This is a genomic window from Heliobacterium chlorum, from assembly GCF_014502795.1.
Classification (GTDB): Bacteria; Bacillota; Desulfitobacteriia; order Heliobacteriales; family Heliobacteriaceae; genus Heliobacterium; species Heliobacterium chlorum.
In genome coordinates this window covers 466,875-482,685 of sequence record NZ_JACVHF010000001.1, presented here as the reverse complement: position 1 = coordinate 482,685, position 15,811 = coordinate 466,875, and the positions used below count along the sequence as shown (strand labels likewise).

The window sequence follows — 15,811 nt, the reverse complement described above, 5'->3', positions numbered from 1 at the left end:
GCATTTCCTCCAAGAATCGCTCTTACTCGACCTGACGGTTCAGTACCATCACAGCGTCACTATAGGCTTGGATTGTCCCTTTACCGGTATAGCTCACTTCCTGGTTCACCGTCTCGCCGGCATGGTGCTGCCGGTTATAGACCTCACGGTTTCCACGGCTGTCTTGTACAACGATTTTGACCATGTGATCTTTTCCGTCATTCGGTATCAGAAAAGAGACTGAGGTCGTTTTCGTTGTCGGTGCCGGCGCTGCCGTACCGCTCACGGTCAAGAGGACCGGATCCCCCGGCTTAACAGGGCTATTCGGGGCGGGGTCTTGGGCCAGTATGGTGCCAGCCTCAAGTCCCGAATTCTCTTGGGTTTTTAGTTTCAGATCTACGCTCAAGGGCTCAAGCTTTGCTCGGGCGTCGGACAGCTTTGTACCGACCAAGGAAGGCATGGTGCCTTTCGCATCTTGCCCCTGCCCTTTGCTCACAGCCAAGCGGACAACCGTCTCAACAGGCTGTTCAGCGTTTGCCCCCGGCGTTTGAGAGATGACTGTACCCGGAGGTGTTTTATCATCGCTCTGTTCAATCACTTCTACGTTAAAATTGGCCTGTTGCAAGGCTACGACGGCGTCTCGTTGTGACATGCCGACGACAGAAGGTACTTTGACCACTTTTTGACCCTTGCTGACCGTCAAGACAACGACACGAGTCTTTTTAACCTTGGTATTTTCCGGCGGATCTTGAGAAATAACGATCTCTTTGGCGACATCGGGGTGATTGACTTCGTTGATCTGATATTCTAATCCGGCTGCTTGCAATGCTTTGATGGCATCAATGTGGCGCATCCCCGTTACCTTCGGAACGGTTGCTTCGGGAACACTCATGTACTGCTGCCAGGCATAGGTCAATCCAAAGAGGACGATCGCTAAGGCAACGAGCGAACCGACCCATAGACCGATTTGGCGTTTTTGCAGCGGCTTCGGTTTCGCCTTTGCCTTTTCCTTCCCATCCTCCACTGGTTCAGCTTCTTCGTTCGCTAGGACAGGTATGGAGGTATCGATGACATTGTCAAAGCGCATGGTGGGACTGTCATCATCCTTGACAGGCAGGCGACCGACGACTTTTCCCGAAAAGACGTTTTCTAAATCTTTGCGGAATGCCAGGGCGTTTGCGTATCGCCGAGACGGTTCCTTTTCCATGGCTCGAAAAATCACATTCTCTAGTGCTTGAGGTATCCGCGGGTTGACGGTCGTCAAGGGAGGCGGTGTCTGTTGAATCTGCTGCAGCGCCACGGCGATTGGTGTTTCTCCCTGAAAGGGAACTCGGCCACTGAGCAGTTCATACATGACAACGCCAAGGGAGTAGATATCGGACTTTTCGTCCACCGGAAGCCCCCGGGCTTGTTCCGGTGACAGATAGTGGACAGAACCAACGATAGATCGATCCATGGTCATCGTATTTTGAGCGACAGAGCGAGCGATCCCGAAATCAGTCACCTTAACTCGCCCATTCCGGTTGAGCAAGATGTTGTGCGGTTTGATATCCCGGTGGATGATCCCTCGTTCGTGGGCGTGCTCTAAGGCATCGCTGATCTGTTTTCCCAGTTCTACGGCCTCTTCCGGAGAAAGAGGGGCGCGGCTGCGAATCACTTCTTTCAATGTGGGACCGTCGATGAACTCCATCACTATGTAGTCGATATCGCCTTCTCGGCCCACATCATAGACGTTGACAATGTTCGGATGAGACAAGCCTGCCACCGCTTGGGCTTCTCGACGGAAACGACGAACAAACTCTTCGTCTGATGTGAGCGTTTCCCGGAGGAGCTTGATTGTCACAGCTCGCTCCAGCAGCTTGTCCCAGGCTTTATAGACCTGAGCCATACCGCCGCTGCCTAAGAGTTCTACAATCTCATAGCGGTTGCCAAATAGTCGACCCATCATTGTTGCCACCCCTCACTTTCCCTCTGCCAGATAATAAGGAAAGTGACGTTATCATATCCACCTCGGTCTAGGGCAAGCTGCAGCAATTGGTCAGCAACCTTCCCCATATCATCAGGTTGATGAGCCCTTAAACCGCTCAGCATATTTGCGATCTCATCGGCGGTCACTAAATTCGTCAGACCGTCTGTACACAAAACTAAGATATCCCGCGGCATCCACGGTTCCAAGATGGTGTCCACCTGCACATCCTCACGGGTACCCAGCGCACGGGTGATGATGTTGCGCTGAGGGTGAGACAGTGCTTCCGCTTCTGTCAATTTCCCCTGGCGAACCATCTCTTCGACTAAAGAATGATCCCGCGTCAGCAAGCGAACGCGACCGCCCCGGAACAGGTAGGCCCGGCTGTCGCCTACATGGGCGATGGCTATCGAAGCCGAATCAAGGTATGCCGCTGTTAAGGTGGTCCCCATGCCAGTCCATTGCAGATTGTTGATCGATTCCCGATAGATGACCCGATTCGCTTCCCGACAAGCCTCTGCCAGGACTTGTGCCGGTTCGCCTTGCGATTTATGTTCTTGCCAGTACCTTGTAAAAGCTTGCACCGCCATGGCGCTGGCCACCTCACCGGCCTCGTGACCGCCCATCCCGTCGGCCACGATAAAAATGCCTTGAACCGTGTCGGTAAAGTGGCAGTCTTCATTTACCGGTCGAACTCGCCCCCTGTCAGTGCGAGCGACGATGTTCATGTCTCTCCCTCCCCATGGGCGGCACCGCGCAATTGTCCACAGGCCGCTTCAATGTCTACACCCCGCTCCTCTCGAATGACCGCGTCGATGCCCTGACGTTTCAATTCATCGAGAAACTGCACCATCCGAGCCTTGTCTGGACGGCGGGCACCGCTTTCGGTGACCGGATTGACGGGAATCACGTTGAGGTGAATCGGCCACCGGGTGAAGAGTTTTCCCAACTGACGGGCGTCTTCCAGGCGGTCGTTGACCCCTTCGATCAAGGCATATTCTACGGAAAGACGGCGCCTTCCTTGCTCCCAGTAACGACGGCAAGCATCAAGAACCTTTTCGATGGGATACTGGCGATTCACCGGCATCCATTGGCTGCGCAATTGATCGTCAGCGGCATGAAGAGACAAGGCCAGATTAATCTCCCAGTTCTCTTGAGCAAACCGTTCGATGCCGGGAACGATGCCAGAGGTAGATACAGTGATCCGTCGTTGGCCGATGTTTTGTCCCTCCGGATGGGTGAACAACTCGATGGCCCGGCGCACCTGATCGTAGTTTAAGAAGGGTTCACCCATTCCCATGAAGACAAGGTTTGTCACTTTAAAATCCGGATCGCTTTGCCGTTTTCGGTGGGTAATATCTAAAACTTGACTGACGATTTCTCCAGCCGTGAGATTTCGCCGAAATCCCTGCTGGCCGGTAGCGCAAAATTTACATCCTAAGGGACAGCCGGCTTGGGTGGACAAGCAGACAGTGACTCGATCCCGAGTCTGACTCCGAAGATAGGGCATAAGCACTGTCTCGATCAATTCACCGTCGGCTAGCTGCCAAAGGTATTTTTCTGTACCGTCCTTCGAGACACGGCAACGGCTCAGTGCCAAAGGACGGAGCCATTGCTCTGCATCGATTTTGCTGCGCAGACCTTGCGGAAGGTCTGTCATTTCGGCCGCTTCCCGAACGGCCCGGCCTTGAACCCACTTGAAGATCTGTTTTCCCCGGTAGGCAGGATGACCCCATTCCTGCAACGTCTGCGCTATCTCCTCAGGAAGAAGACCTCGCAGTTCAGTTTTTTCAGTCATGAGATGCACGCCTCCTCAATCGGGCGATAAAAAACCCGTCCGAATCAAAGCGATCCGGCAGAATTTGAAAATACCCTTTTGCCATCTGGCGCTTTTCCTCATCGGTAAAGTCAAGTTCCGGGAGAAAGGAACCCAGATCATCAGCGATGAAATTGGGGTGGCGCTGCAGAAAATCTTTCACTTGTTGAAAATTTTCTTCCGGCTCAATGGTACAGGTAGAGTAGACGAGCACCCCTCCTGGGCGAACCAGGGCGGATACACTGTCCATGATCTTGCCTTGCAGTTCTTTTAACTGGGCGATGTTCTCTGGCGTCATCCGGTAACGGAGTTCCGGCTTCCGCCGCAAAACACCCAGCCCGCTGCAAGGCGCGTCTACGAGCACCCGGTTGACTTGACCCATCAGTTCAGAGGGCAAAGGCCCCTGCGCATCCACTTTCTTTACCCGAACATTTTCGATACCCAGGCGGCGGCAGTTTTCACGAATCAATCCCAGTTTGTGTGTGTGAATATCCCAGGAGTGGATCTCCGCACGGTCTTCGGACTTTTCGGCCATATGGGTGGTCTTGCCACCCGGCGCGGCGCAGGCGTCGACGATCCGCTCACCCGGCTGAGGATCGACGACAGGAGCGATCAACATGGAGCTTTCATCTTGGACAGAAAAGAGACCTTCTTGAAAACCAGGCAAACCGGTGACGGCGGAAGCCGCTTGCAGGCGAATCCCTGCCGGAGAAAGCTCCGAAGGTCGGGCTTCCACCCCGGCGGTTCGAAAGGTTTCTAAAAGATCGTCCCGGTTCGTTCGCAGCTTGTTGACCCGCAGGGCCACACCGACAGGGCGGTTGTTCGCTTCACAGATGGAACGGGCTCGTTCCTTGCCGAATTGTTTGATCCAATGTTTAACGAGCCATTCCGGATGGGACTCCATGATCGTCAGGTATAGGACGGGGTTCTTTTCCCATGATGGCCAGGGAATCTCGTCGCGCTTGCGTACCAGTTGCCTTAACACACCGTTGATCACCGGCGCCAGCCGTGTCTGGCCAATCTGTTTGGCCAGCTCGACTGCTTCATTGCAGGCGGCTGAGTCTGGTATGCGTTCGAGAAAAAGGATCTGGTAGGCTCCGAGGCGCAACAGCCTGCGTACCTCTGCCGGTATTCCGGCGGGACGCTTGAGAAAGCGATTGAGGGCAAAATCGAGGCGGTTTTGGCGCCGCAACACGCCTAGCACGAGTTCTGACACGAGACCGCGATCGACCCGGGACAGCCGGCTGACCTCCAAGGAATGGGCCAACTGCAGGTTTACATAAGCTTGTCGTTCTTCAACAGCGGTTAAGACCTCGTAGGCAACGGCCCGGGACGATGGCTGCATCAAGATACCTCCACATGCTGGTCTTTCGGTAAGGTTGACTTGTCCAATATGGATCCGATGGCATCATTGATCCAATGGGTACGTTCACCGTAAAGAAAATAACGAATCGATTGTTCCACCCGGACCAAGTCTACACGAGTATTGCAACAGGGCCCTTCGGGACGGTCATTGAGGATCCCGAGGACAGGGAGATGTTCGATATCTTGAATTCCACTCGTCAAATCCCGTTCACAAGCCACAGCGATGATCGCCCGAGGACGGCTGTCCATGATCGCCTTCCTCGCCCAGGTCCCACCGGATACGATCGTCAAGTTGACTTGATACTTGTCGGCCAAATTCCGCAAGTCGTGGATCGGGCACTGGCCGCAGCGTTTGCAGTTTTTTATATCCAAAAATATTTTGTAGGGACAGGTGGTTTTTTGCAGGCAATGAGGTCCTAAGATCATCAGCTTGTCCGGTGTGACCACGACTTGACGGAGACGAACCAACTGGTTGCTGACTTCAATGAAACTGCTTCGTAGGCGGTCAATCGGTATCCCAAAGAGGTGGGCGATCACTTGAGCCAGCGGAAAGAGTATGTTCACGGCCATACGGGTCCACCGGTACATGGACGGTATGGCCCGATCCTGCCAGATGGAAATCACCATGCCGCCGATCCCAAAGGCGATGAGCCCCACTAGGATCAAAAAGGTGAGGCCAAGTATCCCGATGACCACCTTATTCCAGGGGTAGTTTTGGTATTTGACAAGATACCAACCGAGGCTGGCAATGCCAATGAGTGCGAACAGGCTGGCGATCATCAAGCCAATAAATAATCGCTTGCGAATAGGCATTTTCCAACTCTCCTGAATCATCTTTATCAGCCGAACCGAAACCCTGTTCCAATCCTGCGTCCACGCACATAGGCGCCTGCCGCCATCGTTTTTCCCCCGGCAGGGCGAACTTCTGCCAACCAGTACAATCCGGAGCCGGTTGCGACGGCCACTTCATCTCCTGTAACGTCGACAATTTCTCCGGGTGCTCCACTATGGGACAAGGGGAAGCTTTCCCGGCGAAGGCGACCAGCGGTGACTTTCAAGATTTTTCCTTGATCCATAGTATAAGCACCGGGCCAAGGGTTCATGCCCCGGACGCGGTTATGAATGGCTTCGGCTGACTGCTCCCATTGAATCTGCTCATCTGCCTTTGTCAGCATAGCAGCGTAGGTCGATCGGGCGTGATCTTGGGGAACAGGCTTTATGGTGCCCTTCTCCCAGCCATCCAAGGTTTCCACGAGCAAACAAGCCCCTAACTGGGCTAAAGCATCGTGCACTTGGCCCGTCTTGTCATTCGGTCCGATCGGCAGGGAGGCTTGCAAGAGCATATCGCCTTCATCCAAACCTTCGCTCATCAACATCGTCGTTATGCCTGTTTCAGCATCACCGTTGATCACCGACCGGTGGATGGGTGCTGCTCCCCGGAAACTGGGGAGCAAGGAGGCGTGCACATTAATCCAGCCTTTCGGCAGGGCTTCTAAAAGCGCTTTCGGCAAGATCCGTCCAAAAGCGGCCACAACACCAACGTCAACCTTTAAATCTTTTAACTGTTGGATAAAGTCTCCATCCAGTTTGACCGGATGTTCGACAGGCAAACCCATCGCCAAGGCAGCCGCTTTGACAGGACTCGGCAGCGGTTTTTGTCCTCGTCCCCGCGGCTTGTCAGGACGGCTGACAACTAGGGAAACTGTATGACCAGCAGCCACGATCGCTTCCAATGTAGGGACGGCAAAATCGGGGGTACCCATGAAAACTACGCGCATCTGAATTATCTCTCCCTGGATGGCAAGCTTTTATCTAACAGGTCCACAAAGAGAACCCCTTCCAGGTGATCGATTTCATGCTGAAGCGCACGGGCTAAAAACCCGGTCCCTTCGATGACATACTCTTCGCCGTTGCGGTTCTGTGCCTTTACCTTCACTCGCTGAGAACGGTTTACTTCTTCTTGGAAGTCAGGAATGGACAGGCATCCTTCCATATCGATCTGGCTACCCTCCGCTTCGAGGATTTCCGGGTTCACCAGTTCGATGCGGCCTTCACCGACATCGATGACGACGACACGTTTGCTGATGCCGATTTGGGGAGCCGCTAATCCTACTCCTTTGGCAGCAACCATCGTATCATACATATCATCCATCAAACGGCCCAGGTTAGAGTTGAATTTCGTTACAGTCTTTGCTTTTTCTCGCAAAACCGGATCGCCGATTTTTACGATCTCATAAACGGCCATAAGATCCCTCCTATGTGCTGAATCGGTGCTGATTTCGAGGCAGTTATCCTGTTCCTTATGGGTCCAGGGTAATGGTCGCGATCACAGGCAGAGGTCTTCCCCGCCGGCTATCATAATCTTGTCGAACATTGCTGAGAATGGATCGAAGAGGTTCATTGCCCCTTTGGGCCAAGCGGACCGTGAGCATCCAACGATACTTATCTTCCACTTTGGCCACGGGAGCCGTTGCCGGTCCCCAGATATCAAGAGGGACCACACTTTTCCGAGCATGCTCTCGGATCATCTCAGTCCACGTATCGGCAACCATTCGGACAAGAGAGTCTTCTGTTCCAGTAAATAAAATCCGGGCCAATCGGGAAAAGGGCGGATAACCTAACTGTTGCCGTATTTCGATTTCCCGTTGAAAAAACCCTTCATAATTATGATTTTGTACGGCTTGCAGACAATAATGTTCCGGGCAATACGTTTGCAGGATCACTTGTCCGGAGCGGTTGGCCCGGCCGGCCCGGCCGGCAACCTGAGACAAGAGCTGGTAGGTCCGCTCGACGGCCCGAAAATCGGACACGTGCAAAGAAGCATCTGCTGCCAGAACACCTACCAAGGTAACCTTGGGAAAGTCTAACCCTTTGGCGATCATCTGGGTTCCCACGAGAATAGGCGCCTCTTCCCGCCCAAATTCCTCAAGCACCGGTTCGATGCCCTCTTCGGTTGCCACGTCCCGATCCATGCGCAGAACGGCGATACCGGGAAACAGGGCTTGCAGTTCCTCTTCCACACGCTGTGTTCCAGCGCCGAAATAGCGTATCGACTTGCTGGTACATTGAGGGCATTGGCGGGGCACATCTCGACGGAAGTTGCAGTAGTGACAATGCATCTGATCACCGGCCCGGTGATAGACCAAGGAGATAGAACAATGGGGGCATGTGATGACAGTGCCGCATTCCCGGCAGATGACAAAAGTGGAGAAACCGCGGCGATTTAAATAGAGGATAGTCTGTTCCCGTCTTCGCAGTCGTTCCTCTATCGCTTGCAGCATCGAGGCCGAGAGCATCCCACGGTTTCCCTCAGCCAGTTCGGCCCGCATGTCGACGATGTCGACGACCGGCATGGGCTGCCCTTGGGCTCGTTCCGTCAATCGAAGGATGCGGTAAGATCCTTCCATCGCTTTATAATATGTTTCAATGGCCGGAGTGGCTGATCCAATGATTACAAGGGCTCCGCAGTGGCTCGCTCTTTCGATAGCCACTTCCCGGGCATGATACTTGAGATCGTTTTCCTGATGATAGGATGGCTCGTGTTCCTCATCGACGATGATGAGACCTAAGTTTGGCACCGGTGCAAAGACGGCTGACCGAGGGCCGATGACGAGGGACGCCTCTCCCCGGCTGATCCGGTACCAATGGCTCCGCCGCACCTTTTCCGTCAATCCGCTATGCAATAGGAGAACATCGCTGCCGAACCGCTCCCGTAGACGCCGTCCCATTTGCGGCGTCAAGGCGATCTCCGGAACCAGAAATAAGACTTGCCGGCCCATGGAAAGGGCTTTTTTCGCCGCCTGAATATATATTTCCGTTTTCCCGCTCCCGGTAACCCCATGGAGCAAGAAGGGCTTTTTGTCTCGGTGAGACTTCTCCAAGTCAGCTATGATCGTCTGAACTGCTGCAACTTGTTCCTGGTTTAAGGTCGGCTCTGCCACAGAAGGAATTCCTTCCGACGGCTCCAAGTCCTTCTCTTCGGGGAAGCGAAAAGGAGGAAGCCGTTGGACTAGTTCGACCAAACCAGCCTCTAGCAGCCGCTCTAAGGAAGGAGACGTTTTTTTGCTCTTTTCGACGAGGGATGAAAATTTCATCTGTTTGCGAGGGGCACGAAAAAGCCGCTGCAGCAGTTGGCCGCATTCGGGATCGATTCCTTGCCACAGATCGATCTGTTCCTTGCCGATACTTTCGGAGAGTTTAACCCATTTGGCTGGCTTAAGAGACGGTCCCGGTGGAGCCATCAAGCGCAGCACGTCGGCCATCGTGCCGAGGACTTCCCTCGCGAGCCAAGGGACGAGGGCCAACAGATCTTCACCGAGTCGGTAACCGGGATGAAAGGCCTCAATGTTCGAAAAATGACCTCTATTTTCTGGTGGTTGATCATGCACATGAAGAACCCAACCGCGAAGGGTTCGTTGTTGAAAAGGAACCCACACTTCACAGCCAGGAAGAACGGAATGACCCAAGGTCTCCGGGATCCGGTAGGTGAAAGGTCGGTCTATGTCTCGATGAGGTATATCTACGATGACTTGGGCCCATCGACAAGAATCGTCTGCTTTCATCGGCTCACCCCGAGGTTATCGTTGTTTTCATTATATCAAATCGGGTCAAGCAAGATGAAAGCCCGGAGCTAGAGCCCCGGGCGTTGTCATATGTGGTTTGATATCGATTACAGGCCAGCCAGTTTTTTGAGGGCTTCCACCTTGTCCAAACGCTCCCAAGGGAGGTCCAGATCGTTGCGACCAAAGTGGCCGTAGGCGGCAGTTTGACGATAGATGGGCCGGCGCAAGTCGAGCTCTTTGATAATTCCGGCAGGACGGAGATCAAAGACTTGCTTAACCCATTCTTCAATCTTAGCCTCGTCCACTTTACCGGTACCAAAGGTTTCGACCATGACAGAAACGGGATGGGCAACACCGATAGCGTAGGCGATTTGAATTTCGCAACGGTCGGCTAGGCCGGCAGCGACGACGTTCTTCGCTACATACCGAGCGGCATAGGCGGCAGAGCGGTCCACTTTTGTGGGGTCTTTGCCGGAGAAGGCGCCGCCGCCATGACGGGCCATACCGCCGTAAGTGTCGACGATGATCTTCCGGCCGGTCAGACCGGCGTCACCTTGAGGTCCGCCAATGACAAAGCGACCGGTGGGGTTGATGAAATAACGAGTTTTTTCGTCGAGCAGTTCCCGCGGGATGATAGGCAGGATTACCCGTTCGATTAAGTCGGACTTGATGGTCTCCAGGGATACTTCTGGAGAGTGTTGAGTGGAGATGACGACGGTGTCCACACGGACCGGTTTGTCCCCATCATACTCAACAGTGACTTGCGTTTTGCCGTCGGGGCGAAGGTATTCCAGCTCACCGGTCTTCCGGACTTCCGAGAGGCGGCGAGAGAGTTTGTGAGCCAAGGAAACGGGCATCGGCATGAATTCCGGTGTTTCGTTGGTGGCATAACCGAACATCATACCTTGGTCACCGGCGCCGATCGCTTCAATCTCAGAGTCGCTCATTTCACCGGTTTTCGCTTCCAGAGCCTTGTCCACACCCATGGCAATGTCAGCCGATTGCTCGTCGATGGAGGTCAAAACAGCACAAGTTTCACAGTCAAAGCCGAATTTCGCGCGGGTATAGCCGATTTCACGGATCGTTTGCCGAACCACTTTCGGAATATCTACATAGCACTGGGTGGTGATCTCACCAGCTACCAGTACCAAACCGGTCGTTACAGAGGTTTCACAGGCTACCCGAGCCATGGGATCTTGGGTAAAGATCGCATCCAGTACGGCATCGGAGATCTGGTCAGCCACTTTATCGGGATGACCTTCGGTGACAGATTCCGACGTGAAGAGGCGTCTACGGTTCAATAGTGTTTCCTCCTTTACGGCCTTAGCCGAATTTCGATAGATTGTTGAGGAAATGTTCCCCTTTGTCTTTCTTACCTAGATTAACAAGTACGAGCATGAAATACAAGGGGATTGATCACACACGAGCCGACAAGATTTCGATTACCTTATCGAAGATACGACGGGCCACTTCCGTTTTTGACATCAGGTTCAACTTTTCTTTGTCGCCCTGGCGATTAAAAATCGTAACGATATTCGTGTCTGTCCCAAAACCCGCCCCAGGCTGAGTGACATCGTTCGCTACCATTAGGTCCAGATTTTTGCGGCCCAGCTTGTCCAGTGCGTAGGTCTCTACATCGTTCGTCTCGGCTGCAAATCCGACCAAAACTTGCCGATCTTTTTTCTGACCTAATTCGGCAAGGATATCGGGATTTTTGACCATTTCCAAAAGGAGGCGGTCTGTCTTCTTTTTAAGTTTCTGGTCCTGTTGAATTAAGGGGCGGTAGTCAGCCACTGCCGCCGCTTTTACGACGACATCTACTCGTTCAAAGCGCTCTAAGACAGCTCGGCGCATCTCTTCGGCCGACTCGACCATGACCGCTTCCACTCCGGCGGGAATCTCTAATCCAGTCGGTGCAGTGACTAAGGTGACTTGAGCACCGCGCCGTAGCGCCTCCTGAGCCAAGGCGTAGCCCATCTTACCGGAGGAACGGTTCGTGATGTAACGAACAGGATCGATCGCCTCCCGGGTTCCGCCAGCAGTGATCAAAACCCGTTGCCCTGCCATATCCTTTGACGGCGATAGAGCTTCTTCGATGGCCGCTAAGATTCGTTCCACCTCGGCTAAGCGCCCTTTGCCGGAAGTCCCGCAGGCGAGCCGCCCGACCTCCGGTTCTACAATGATCGCTCCACGCTGGCAAAGAACTGCTATGTTTTCTTCTACGGCAGGGTGGGAGTACATGTTCACGTTCATCGCCGGTGCGATCACGAGTGGAGCTTTCGTGGCTAACAGAGTCGTCGATAGAAAATCGTCGGCGATGCCCGAGCGCAGTTTACCGATGATGTTCGCTGTAGCTGGTGCCAACACAAAAAGGTCTGCCGCTTCCGCGACAGACACGTGGGCCACGTTCCACTGCTTCGGTTCTTCAAACATATCGAAAATCACTGGCTGCTGGGAGAGCGTTTGGAAAGTCAAGGGACCGACAAACTTCGTGGCCGATTCAGTGAGAATCACCTGAACTCGGCTTCCGGCTTTCACCAAACGACTGACCAGTTCACAAGCTTTATAGGCGGCGATACCGCCGCTGACGCCGACTACGATCAATTTGTCTCGCAGCGATTGTTTCATCATCGGCTGGCTCACTTAATGCCGCCTTTCGGTTGTTGGAAACGGATTTTGCCTTCCACAATCTCTTGCAGAGCCAGGCTCACCGGCTTGGTCGACTTGGACGTACTTACCATCGGTTCTGATTTGTCGGTGATGGCGCGGGCTCGTTTGGCAGCCAACACCACCAGAGCGTATTTGCTGTCCACTTTTTCCATCAAACGGTCAAGGGATGGTTGGTTCAAGGGTCACACCTCCCGAAGCTGCTCAGAAAAGGATTGCCTTTTTAATGTACTCCATGTAGAGCGACGCCGTGTCTTGGGACTATCGCTCCATGACTAATGTAACAAAAGAAATAAAATATATTACTCCGGCTACTCCGATTTCCGATAGACCCGGCTCTTTTCCGCTTCCAAAATCGCTTGGAGGCGGGCTGTAGCCCATTCGGCATCGTCGTTGATCACGCAGTAATCGTATTTGTCGATGAACTCCAGTTCCGCTGAGGCCAGGCTTAGTCGTTTTTCAATCACTTCGGGACTATCGGTGCCTCGCCCGTAGATCCGTTTTGCTAGTTCATCGAGGGACGGTGGCGCGATAAAAATCAGGGCGGCTTCCGGGTAACGGCTTTTTACTTGCAAAGCGCCCTGAATATCGATTTCCAATAGTACATCCTGCCCATTGGAAAGTGACTCTTCCACCGGTTTCAAGGGTGTTCCGTAGTAGTTATCATATACTTGGGCATATTCCAAGAAGTTGTTCTCTTCGATCTGCCCTTCAAAATCATCTTTACTGAGAAAATAGTAATGTTCCCCGTGGATTTCGCCGCAACGGGGAGGTCTTGTCGTCGCTGAAATGGACAGTTTCAGTTGTTTTTGCTTCGACAGAAGCAAACGGCTCAGAGTTCCCTTACCTGCTCCAGAAGGTCCCGAGATGACGAGAAGTACACCGCGACCCATCCGAGCTAGCCAGGATTCCAGAATATAAGTCCCTTTATTCGGTTCCTTCATCTCCATGATGACCCGTCTCCTTGGCCGACAGACGATGAGCCACCGTTTCAGGCTGAACAGCCGATAAGATGACATGGTCGCTATCGGCGATTATTACCGCCCGGGTGCGCCGGCCATAGGTAGCGTCGATGAGCATCCCCCGGTCCCGGGCTTCCTGAATGATGCGCTTGATCGGCGCTGACTCAGGACTGACAATCGCGACAATACGGTTGGCAGAAACAATATTCCCAAAACCGATATTGATCAATTTGATATCCACTTCGGTTCCTCCTAAGTCAGTTTCGACAGCAGCGCATCTCGTTGCCGAGTTCCCAAACCTTGCAGGCGGCGCGATTCGTCAATGCCGATATCGGCCATGATGCGTCGAGCAGTCCGCTTCCCCACTTTCGGCAGCGACTCCAGCAGATAGAGTACCCGCATCCCCTTGACGATTTCATCTTCCCGGTTCAAGACGGTTTCGACGGTAATCACGCCGGACTTCAGCTGGTTGCGCAGTTGTGTACGACTGCTGCGAATGGCATGGGCTTTTTTTAGAGCTTCTTGTTTTTGTTCTTGAGTTAATGTGGGAACAGCCATGACGATCCTCCTAATTTGGGTCCAGGCACTGCTATTCGACGTTTTGCACCTGTTCGCGGATTTTTTCCAATTCACTCTTTAAATCTACAACATGTCGGGATATATCGAGGTCGTTGCTTTTCGAGCCGATCGTGTTCACTTCCCGATTCATCTCTTGAACCAAGAAATCGAGCTTTCGACCGACTGGTTCTTGCGATCGCAATGCCCTTTGAAATTGCTCCAAGTGGCTGTCGAGACGGACTAGTTCTTCCGTTATGTTGGTACGATCAGCAAAAAGAGCGATTTCTGTGGTCAGCCGTTGTTCATCGACAGGAACCTGTCCCAGCAGTTCTTTCAGGCGTTCCCGCATGCGCTCCATATGTTCTGCTGCCACGAAGGGAGCTCGTTCCTCTACCGCTTTGATTCGTTGCCGGAGAAAGGTCAGGCGCAAGAAGAGGTCCTCTGCCAGTGAGTTGCCCTCTTGCATCCGCATGCTCACCAAGCCATCGAGGGCCTGCTGAGTTGCTCCTTCGACGACACGAGCCACTTCCTCCATGTCTTCTTCCGGTTCAGCCAAAGTAATCACTTCGGGCAGACCCATCAGATGAGAGACGGTGAGATCAAAGGTGAGATCCATTTCCTGGGCCAAGTCTTTCAACGATTTATAATATCTAACAGCCAATTGCTTGTCAACCTTTACCTGGCTGGTCTCTTCCCCGTCCGCTTCAAAGTTGACAAAAACATCGATCCTGCCTCGGGAAACCTTTTGTAAAAATATACGCTTGATCAGATCTTCTAAGCCCATGTAGCTCTTGGGCAGACGCACCATCACTTCGGAGTAGCGATGGTTTACCGCCTTCGCTTCCACGGTTACCCGCTTGCCGGCTCCGCAGGCTTCGCCCCGGCCGTAACCGGTCATGCTCTTGATCACGTTCCATGCTCCTTTTAACGGCCCGTTTTGCTGATTGCCATAAATTCCAAACGGGACTTTATTCGACTTTAATTGTATAAATCCTTTTCCATGTAACAAAAAAAGGGCCGAAATCGTGGCCCTTTGTAGGAATAGGCTTCCCCATATTGCATGCAGCCGATACGGTTAGGATTCCCTATATCGGATATTGACCTTGAAAAACTTCGACAGCCGGACCGGTCATGTAGACCCGGTTATTCACTTCGTTCCATTCAATAAGCAGTGTTCCGCCGGCTAGATGTACTTTTACTTCGCGGCCTGTATAGCCATTGAGGATGGAACCGACGGCGGTGGCGCAAGCTCCGGTGCCGCAGGCGAGGGTGGGTCCTACCCCGCGTTCCCAGACGAGCATGTTCACTTCCGAGTGGTTTAAGACTTGAACAAATTCCACGTTTGTTTTCTGTGGAAAAGCGCTATGTTTCTCCACCTTCGGTCCCACCGTGGTCACAGGAGCTTTCTCGATATCATCGACAAAGATCAGGCAATGAGGATTCCCCATGGAAACGGCGGTGACAGGAAAGGTCTCTTCGTCTACAGTGAGTTCTTCCTGGATTACTTTTCCCTGCGGTCCAGTCATGGGGATTTGGCTTCGTTCCAGACGAGGCTCGCCCATATCGACCCGTATCCCTTTAATTTCACCGTCTTCGAAGATGATCTCTGGAACGATGATCCCGGCTAGTGTCTCCACTTCTACGCGGGCTTTCGGCACAATTCCCCGCTCATAGACGTACCGAGCGACACAGCGGATGCCGTTGCCGCACATTTCCGCTTCCGATCCGTCGGCATTGAGGATACGCCAGCGGATGTCGGCTTTTTCCGAGGGAAAGATGATGATCAATCCATCGGCGCCAATGCCGTAGTGGCGGTCGCATAAGCGAACCGCCACCTTTTCCCAATCAGTGCGTTCAAGGTTAGGGGAATGTAAGGCGTTGACAATAACGAAGTCGTTGCCAAGTCCATGCATTTTCACAAAGTCCATGTTGTCAA

Annotated in this window: 16 protein-coding genes; all 16 read right to left on the bottom strand. The window is 53.1% G+C overall.

The genetic code is table 11. The annotated features are described in order from the left end of the window. Positions 1-22 precede the first annotated feature (22 nt). The 16 genes from pknB to dapF all read right to left on the bottom strand — a co-directional run bounded on the left by pknB (position 23) and on the right by dapF (position 15,803). Complete coding sequence (gene pknB, locus H1S01_RS02250) at positions 23-1,924, bottom strand: Stk1 family PASTA domain-containing Ser/Thr kinase (protein ID WP_188038471.1); 1,902 nt, start codon at positions 1,922-1,924, stop codon at positions 23-25. After that, positions 1,924-2,673, bottom strand: a complete 750-nt coding sequence (locus H1S01_RS02245) for a Stp1/IreP family PP2C-type Ser/Thr phosphatase (protein ID WP_188038470.1) — start codon at positions 2,671-2,673, stop codon at positions 1,924-1,926. The genes pknB and H1S01_RS02245 overlap by 1 nt, the downstream gene beginning before the upstream one ends. Next, the gene (rlmN, locus tag H1S01_RS02240) at positions 2,670-3,743 is read right to left on the bottom strand and encodes a dual-specificity RNA methyltransferase RlmN (RefSeq protein WP_188038469.1); all 1,074 of its coding nucleotides are present in this window, start codon (positions 3,741-3,743) and stop codon (positions 2,670-2,672) included. Before rlmN ends, H1S01_RS02245 begins: the two co-directional genes overlap by 4 nt. Further along, positions 3,736-5,106 (bottom strand): 16S rRNA (cytosine(967)-C(5))-methyltransferase RsmB, encoded by a 1,371-nt coding sequence (gene rsmB / locus H1S01_RS02235; protein ID WP_188038468.1) that lies wholly within the window; start codon positions 5,104-5,106, stop codon positions 3,736-3,738. Before rsmB ends, rlmN begins: the two co-directional genes overlap by 8 nt. Continuing rightward, on the bottom strand, positions 5,106-5,939 hold the full coding sequence (locus H1S01_RS02230; RefSeq protein ID WP_188038467.1) for a DUF116 domain-containing protein: 834 nt from the start codon (positions 5,937-5,939) through the stop codon (positions 5,106-5,108). Before H1S01_RS02230 ends, rsmB begins: the two co-directional genes overlap by 1 nt. A gap of 26 nt (positions 5,940-5,965) precedes the next feature. Beyond that, complete coding sequence (fmt, locus tag H1S01_RS02225) at positions 5,966-6,904, bottom strand: methionyl-tRNA formyltransferase (RefSeq protein ID WP_188038466.1); 939 nt, start codon at positions 6,902-6,904, stop codon at positions 5,966-5,968. Positions 6,905-6,909: 5 nt separating this feature from the next. Then, on the bottom strand, positions 6,910-7,371 hold the full coding sequence (gene def / locus H1S01_RS02220; RefSeq protein WP_188038465.1) for a peptide deformylase: 462 nt from the start codon (positions 7,369-7,371) through the stop codon (positions 6,910-6,912). 55 nt (positions 7,372-7,426) lie between these two features. Continuing rightward, positions 7,427-9,688: a replication restart helicase PriA gene (gene priA, locus H1S01_RS02215; protein WP_188038464.1), complete on the bottom strand. Its 2,262-nt coding sequence runs from the start codon at positions 9,686-9,688 to the stop codon at positions 7,427-7,429. 107 nt (positions 9,689-9,795) lie between these two features. Then, positions 9,796-10,989: a methionine adenosyltransferase gene (gene metK, locus H1S01_RS02210; protein WP_155474725.1), complete on the bottom strand. Its 1,194-nt coding sequence runs from the start codon at positions 10,987-10,989 to the stop codon at positions 9,796-9,798. Between the two features lie 115 nt (positions 10,990-11,104). Next, on the bottom strand, positions 11,105-12,316 hold the full coding sequence (gene coaBC / locus H1S01_RS02205; protein WP_207732155.1) for a bifunctional phosphopantothenoylcysteine decarboxylase/phosphopantothenate--cysteine ligase CoaBC: 1,212 nt from the start codon (positions 12,314-12,316) through the stop codon (positions 11,105-11,107). 11 nt (positions 12,317-12,327) lie between these two features. Next, the gene (gene rpoZ / locus H1S01_RS02200) at positions 12,328-12,537 is read right to left on the bottom strand and encodes a DNA-directed RNA polymerase subunit omega (RefSeq protein WP_188038463.1); all 210 of its coding nucleotides are present in this window, start codon (positions 12,535-12,537) and stop codon (positions 12,328-12,330) included. A 129-nt stretch (positions 12,538-12,666) separates the two neighbouring features. Beyond that, the gene (gene gmk / locus H1S01_RS02195) at positions 12,667-13,248 is read right to left on the bottom strand and encodes a guanylate kinase (RefSeq protein ID WP_188038615.1); all 582 of its coding nucleotides are present in this window, start codon (positions 13,246-13,248) and stop codon (positions 12,667-12,669) included. A gap of 34 nt (positions 13,249-13,282) precedes the next feature. Next, positions 13,283-13,558: an extracellular matrix/biofilm regulator RemA gene (remA, locus tag H1S01_RS02190; RefSeq protein WP_188038462.1), complete on the bottom strand. Its 276-nt coding sequence runs from the start codon at positions 13,556-13,558 to the stop codon at positions 13,283-13,285. An 11-nt stretch (positions 13,559-13,569) separates the two neighbouring features. Continuing rightward, positions 13,570-13,875, bottom strand: coding sequence for an integration host factor, actinobacterial type (gene mihF / locus H1S01_RS02185; protein ID WP_188038461.1), 306 nt, complete (start codon positions 13,873-13,875; stop codon positions 13,570-13,572). Positions 13,876-13,906: 31 nt separating this feature from the next. After that, positions 13,907-14,785 (bottom strand): YicC/YloC family endoribonuclease, encoded by an 879-nt coding sequence (locus tag H1S01_RS02180; RefSeq protein ID WP_188038460.1) that lies wholly within the window; start codon positions 14,783-14,785, stop codon positions 13,907-13,909. Between the two features lie 175 nt (positions 14,786-14,960). Next, complete coding sequence (gene dapF, locus H1S01_RS02175; protein ID WP_188038459.1) at positions 14,961-15,803, bottom strand: diaminopimelate epimerase; 843 nt, start codon at positions 15,801-15,803, stop codon at positions 14,961-14,963. Between the last annotated feature and the right edge of the window lie 8 nt (positions 15,804-15,811).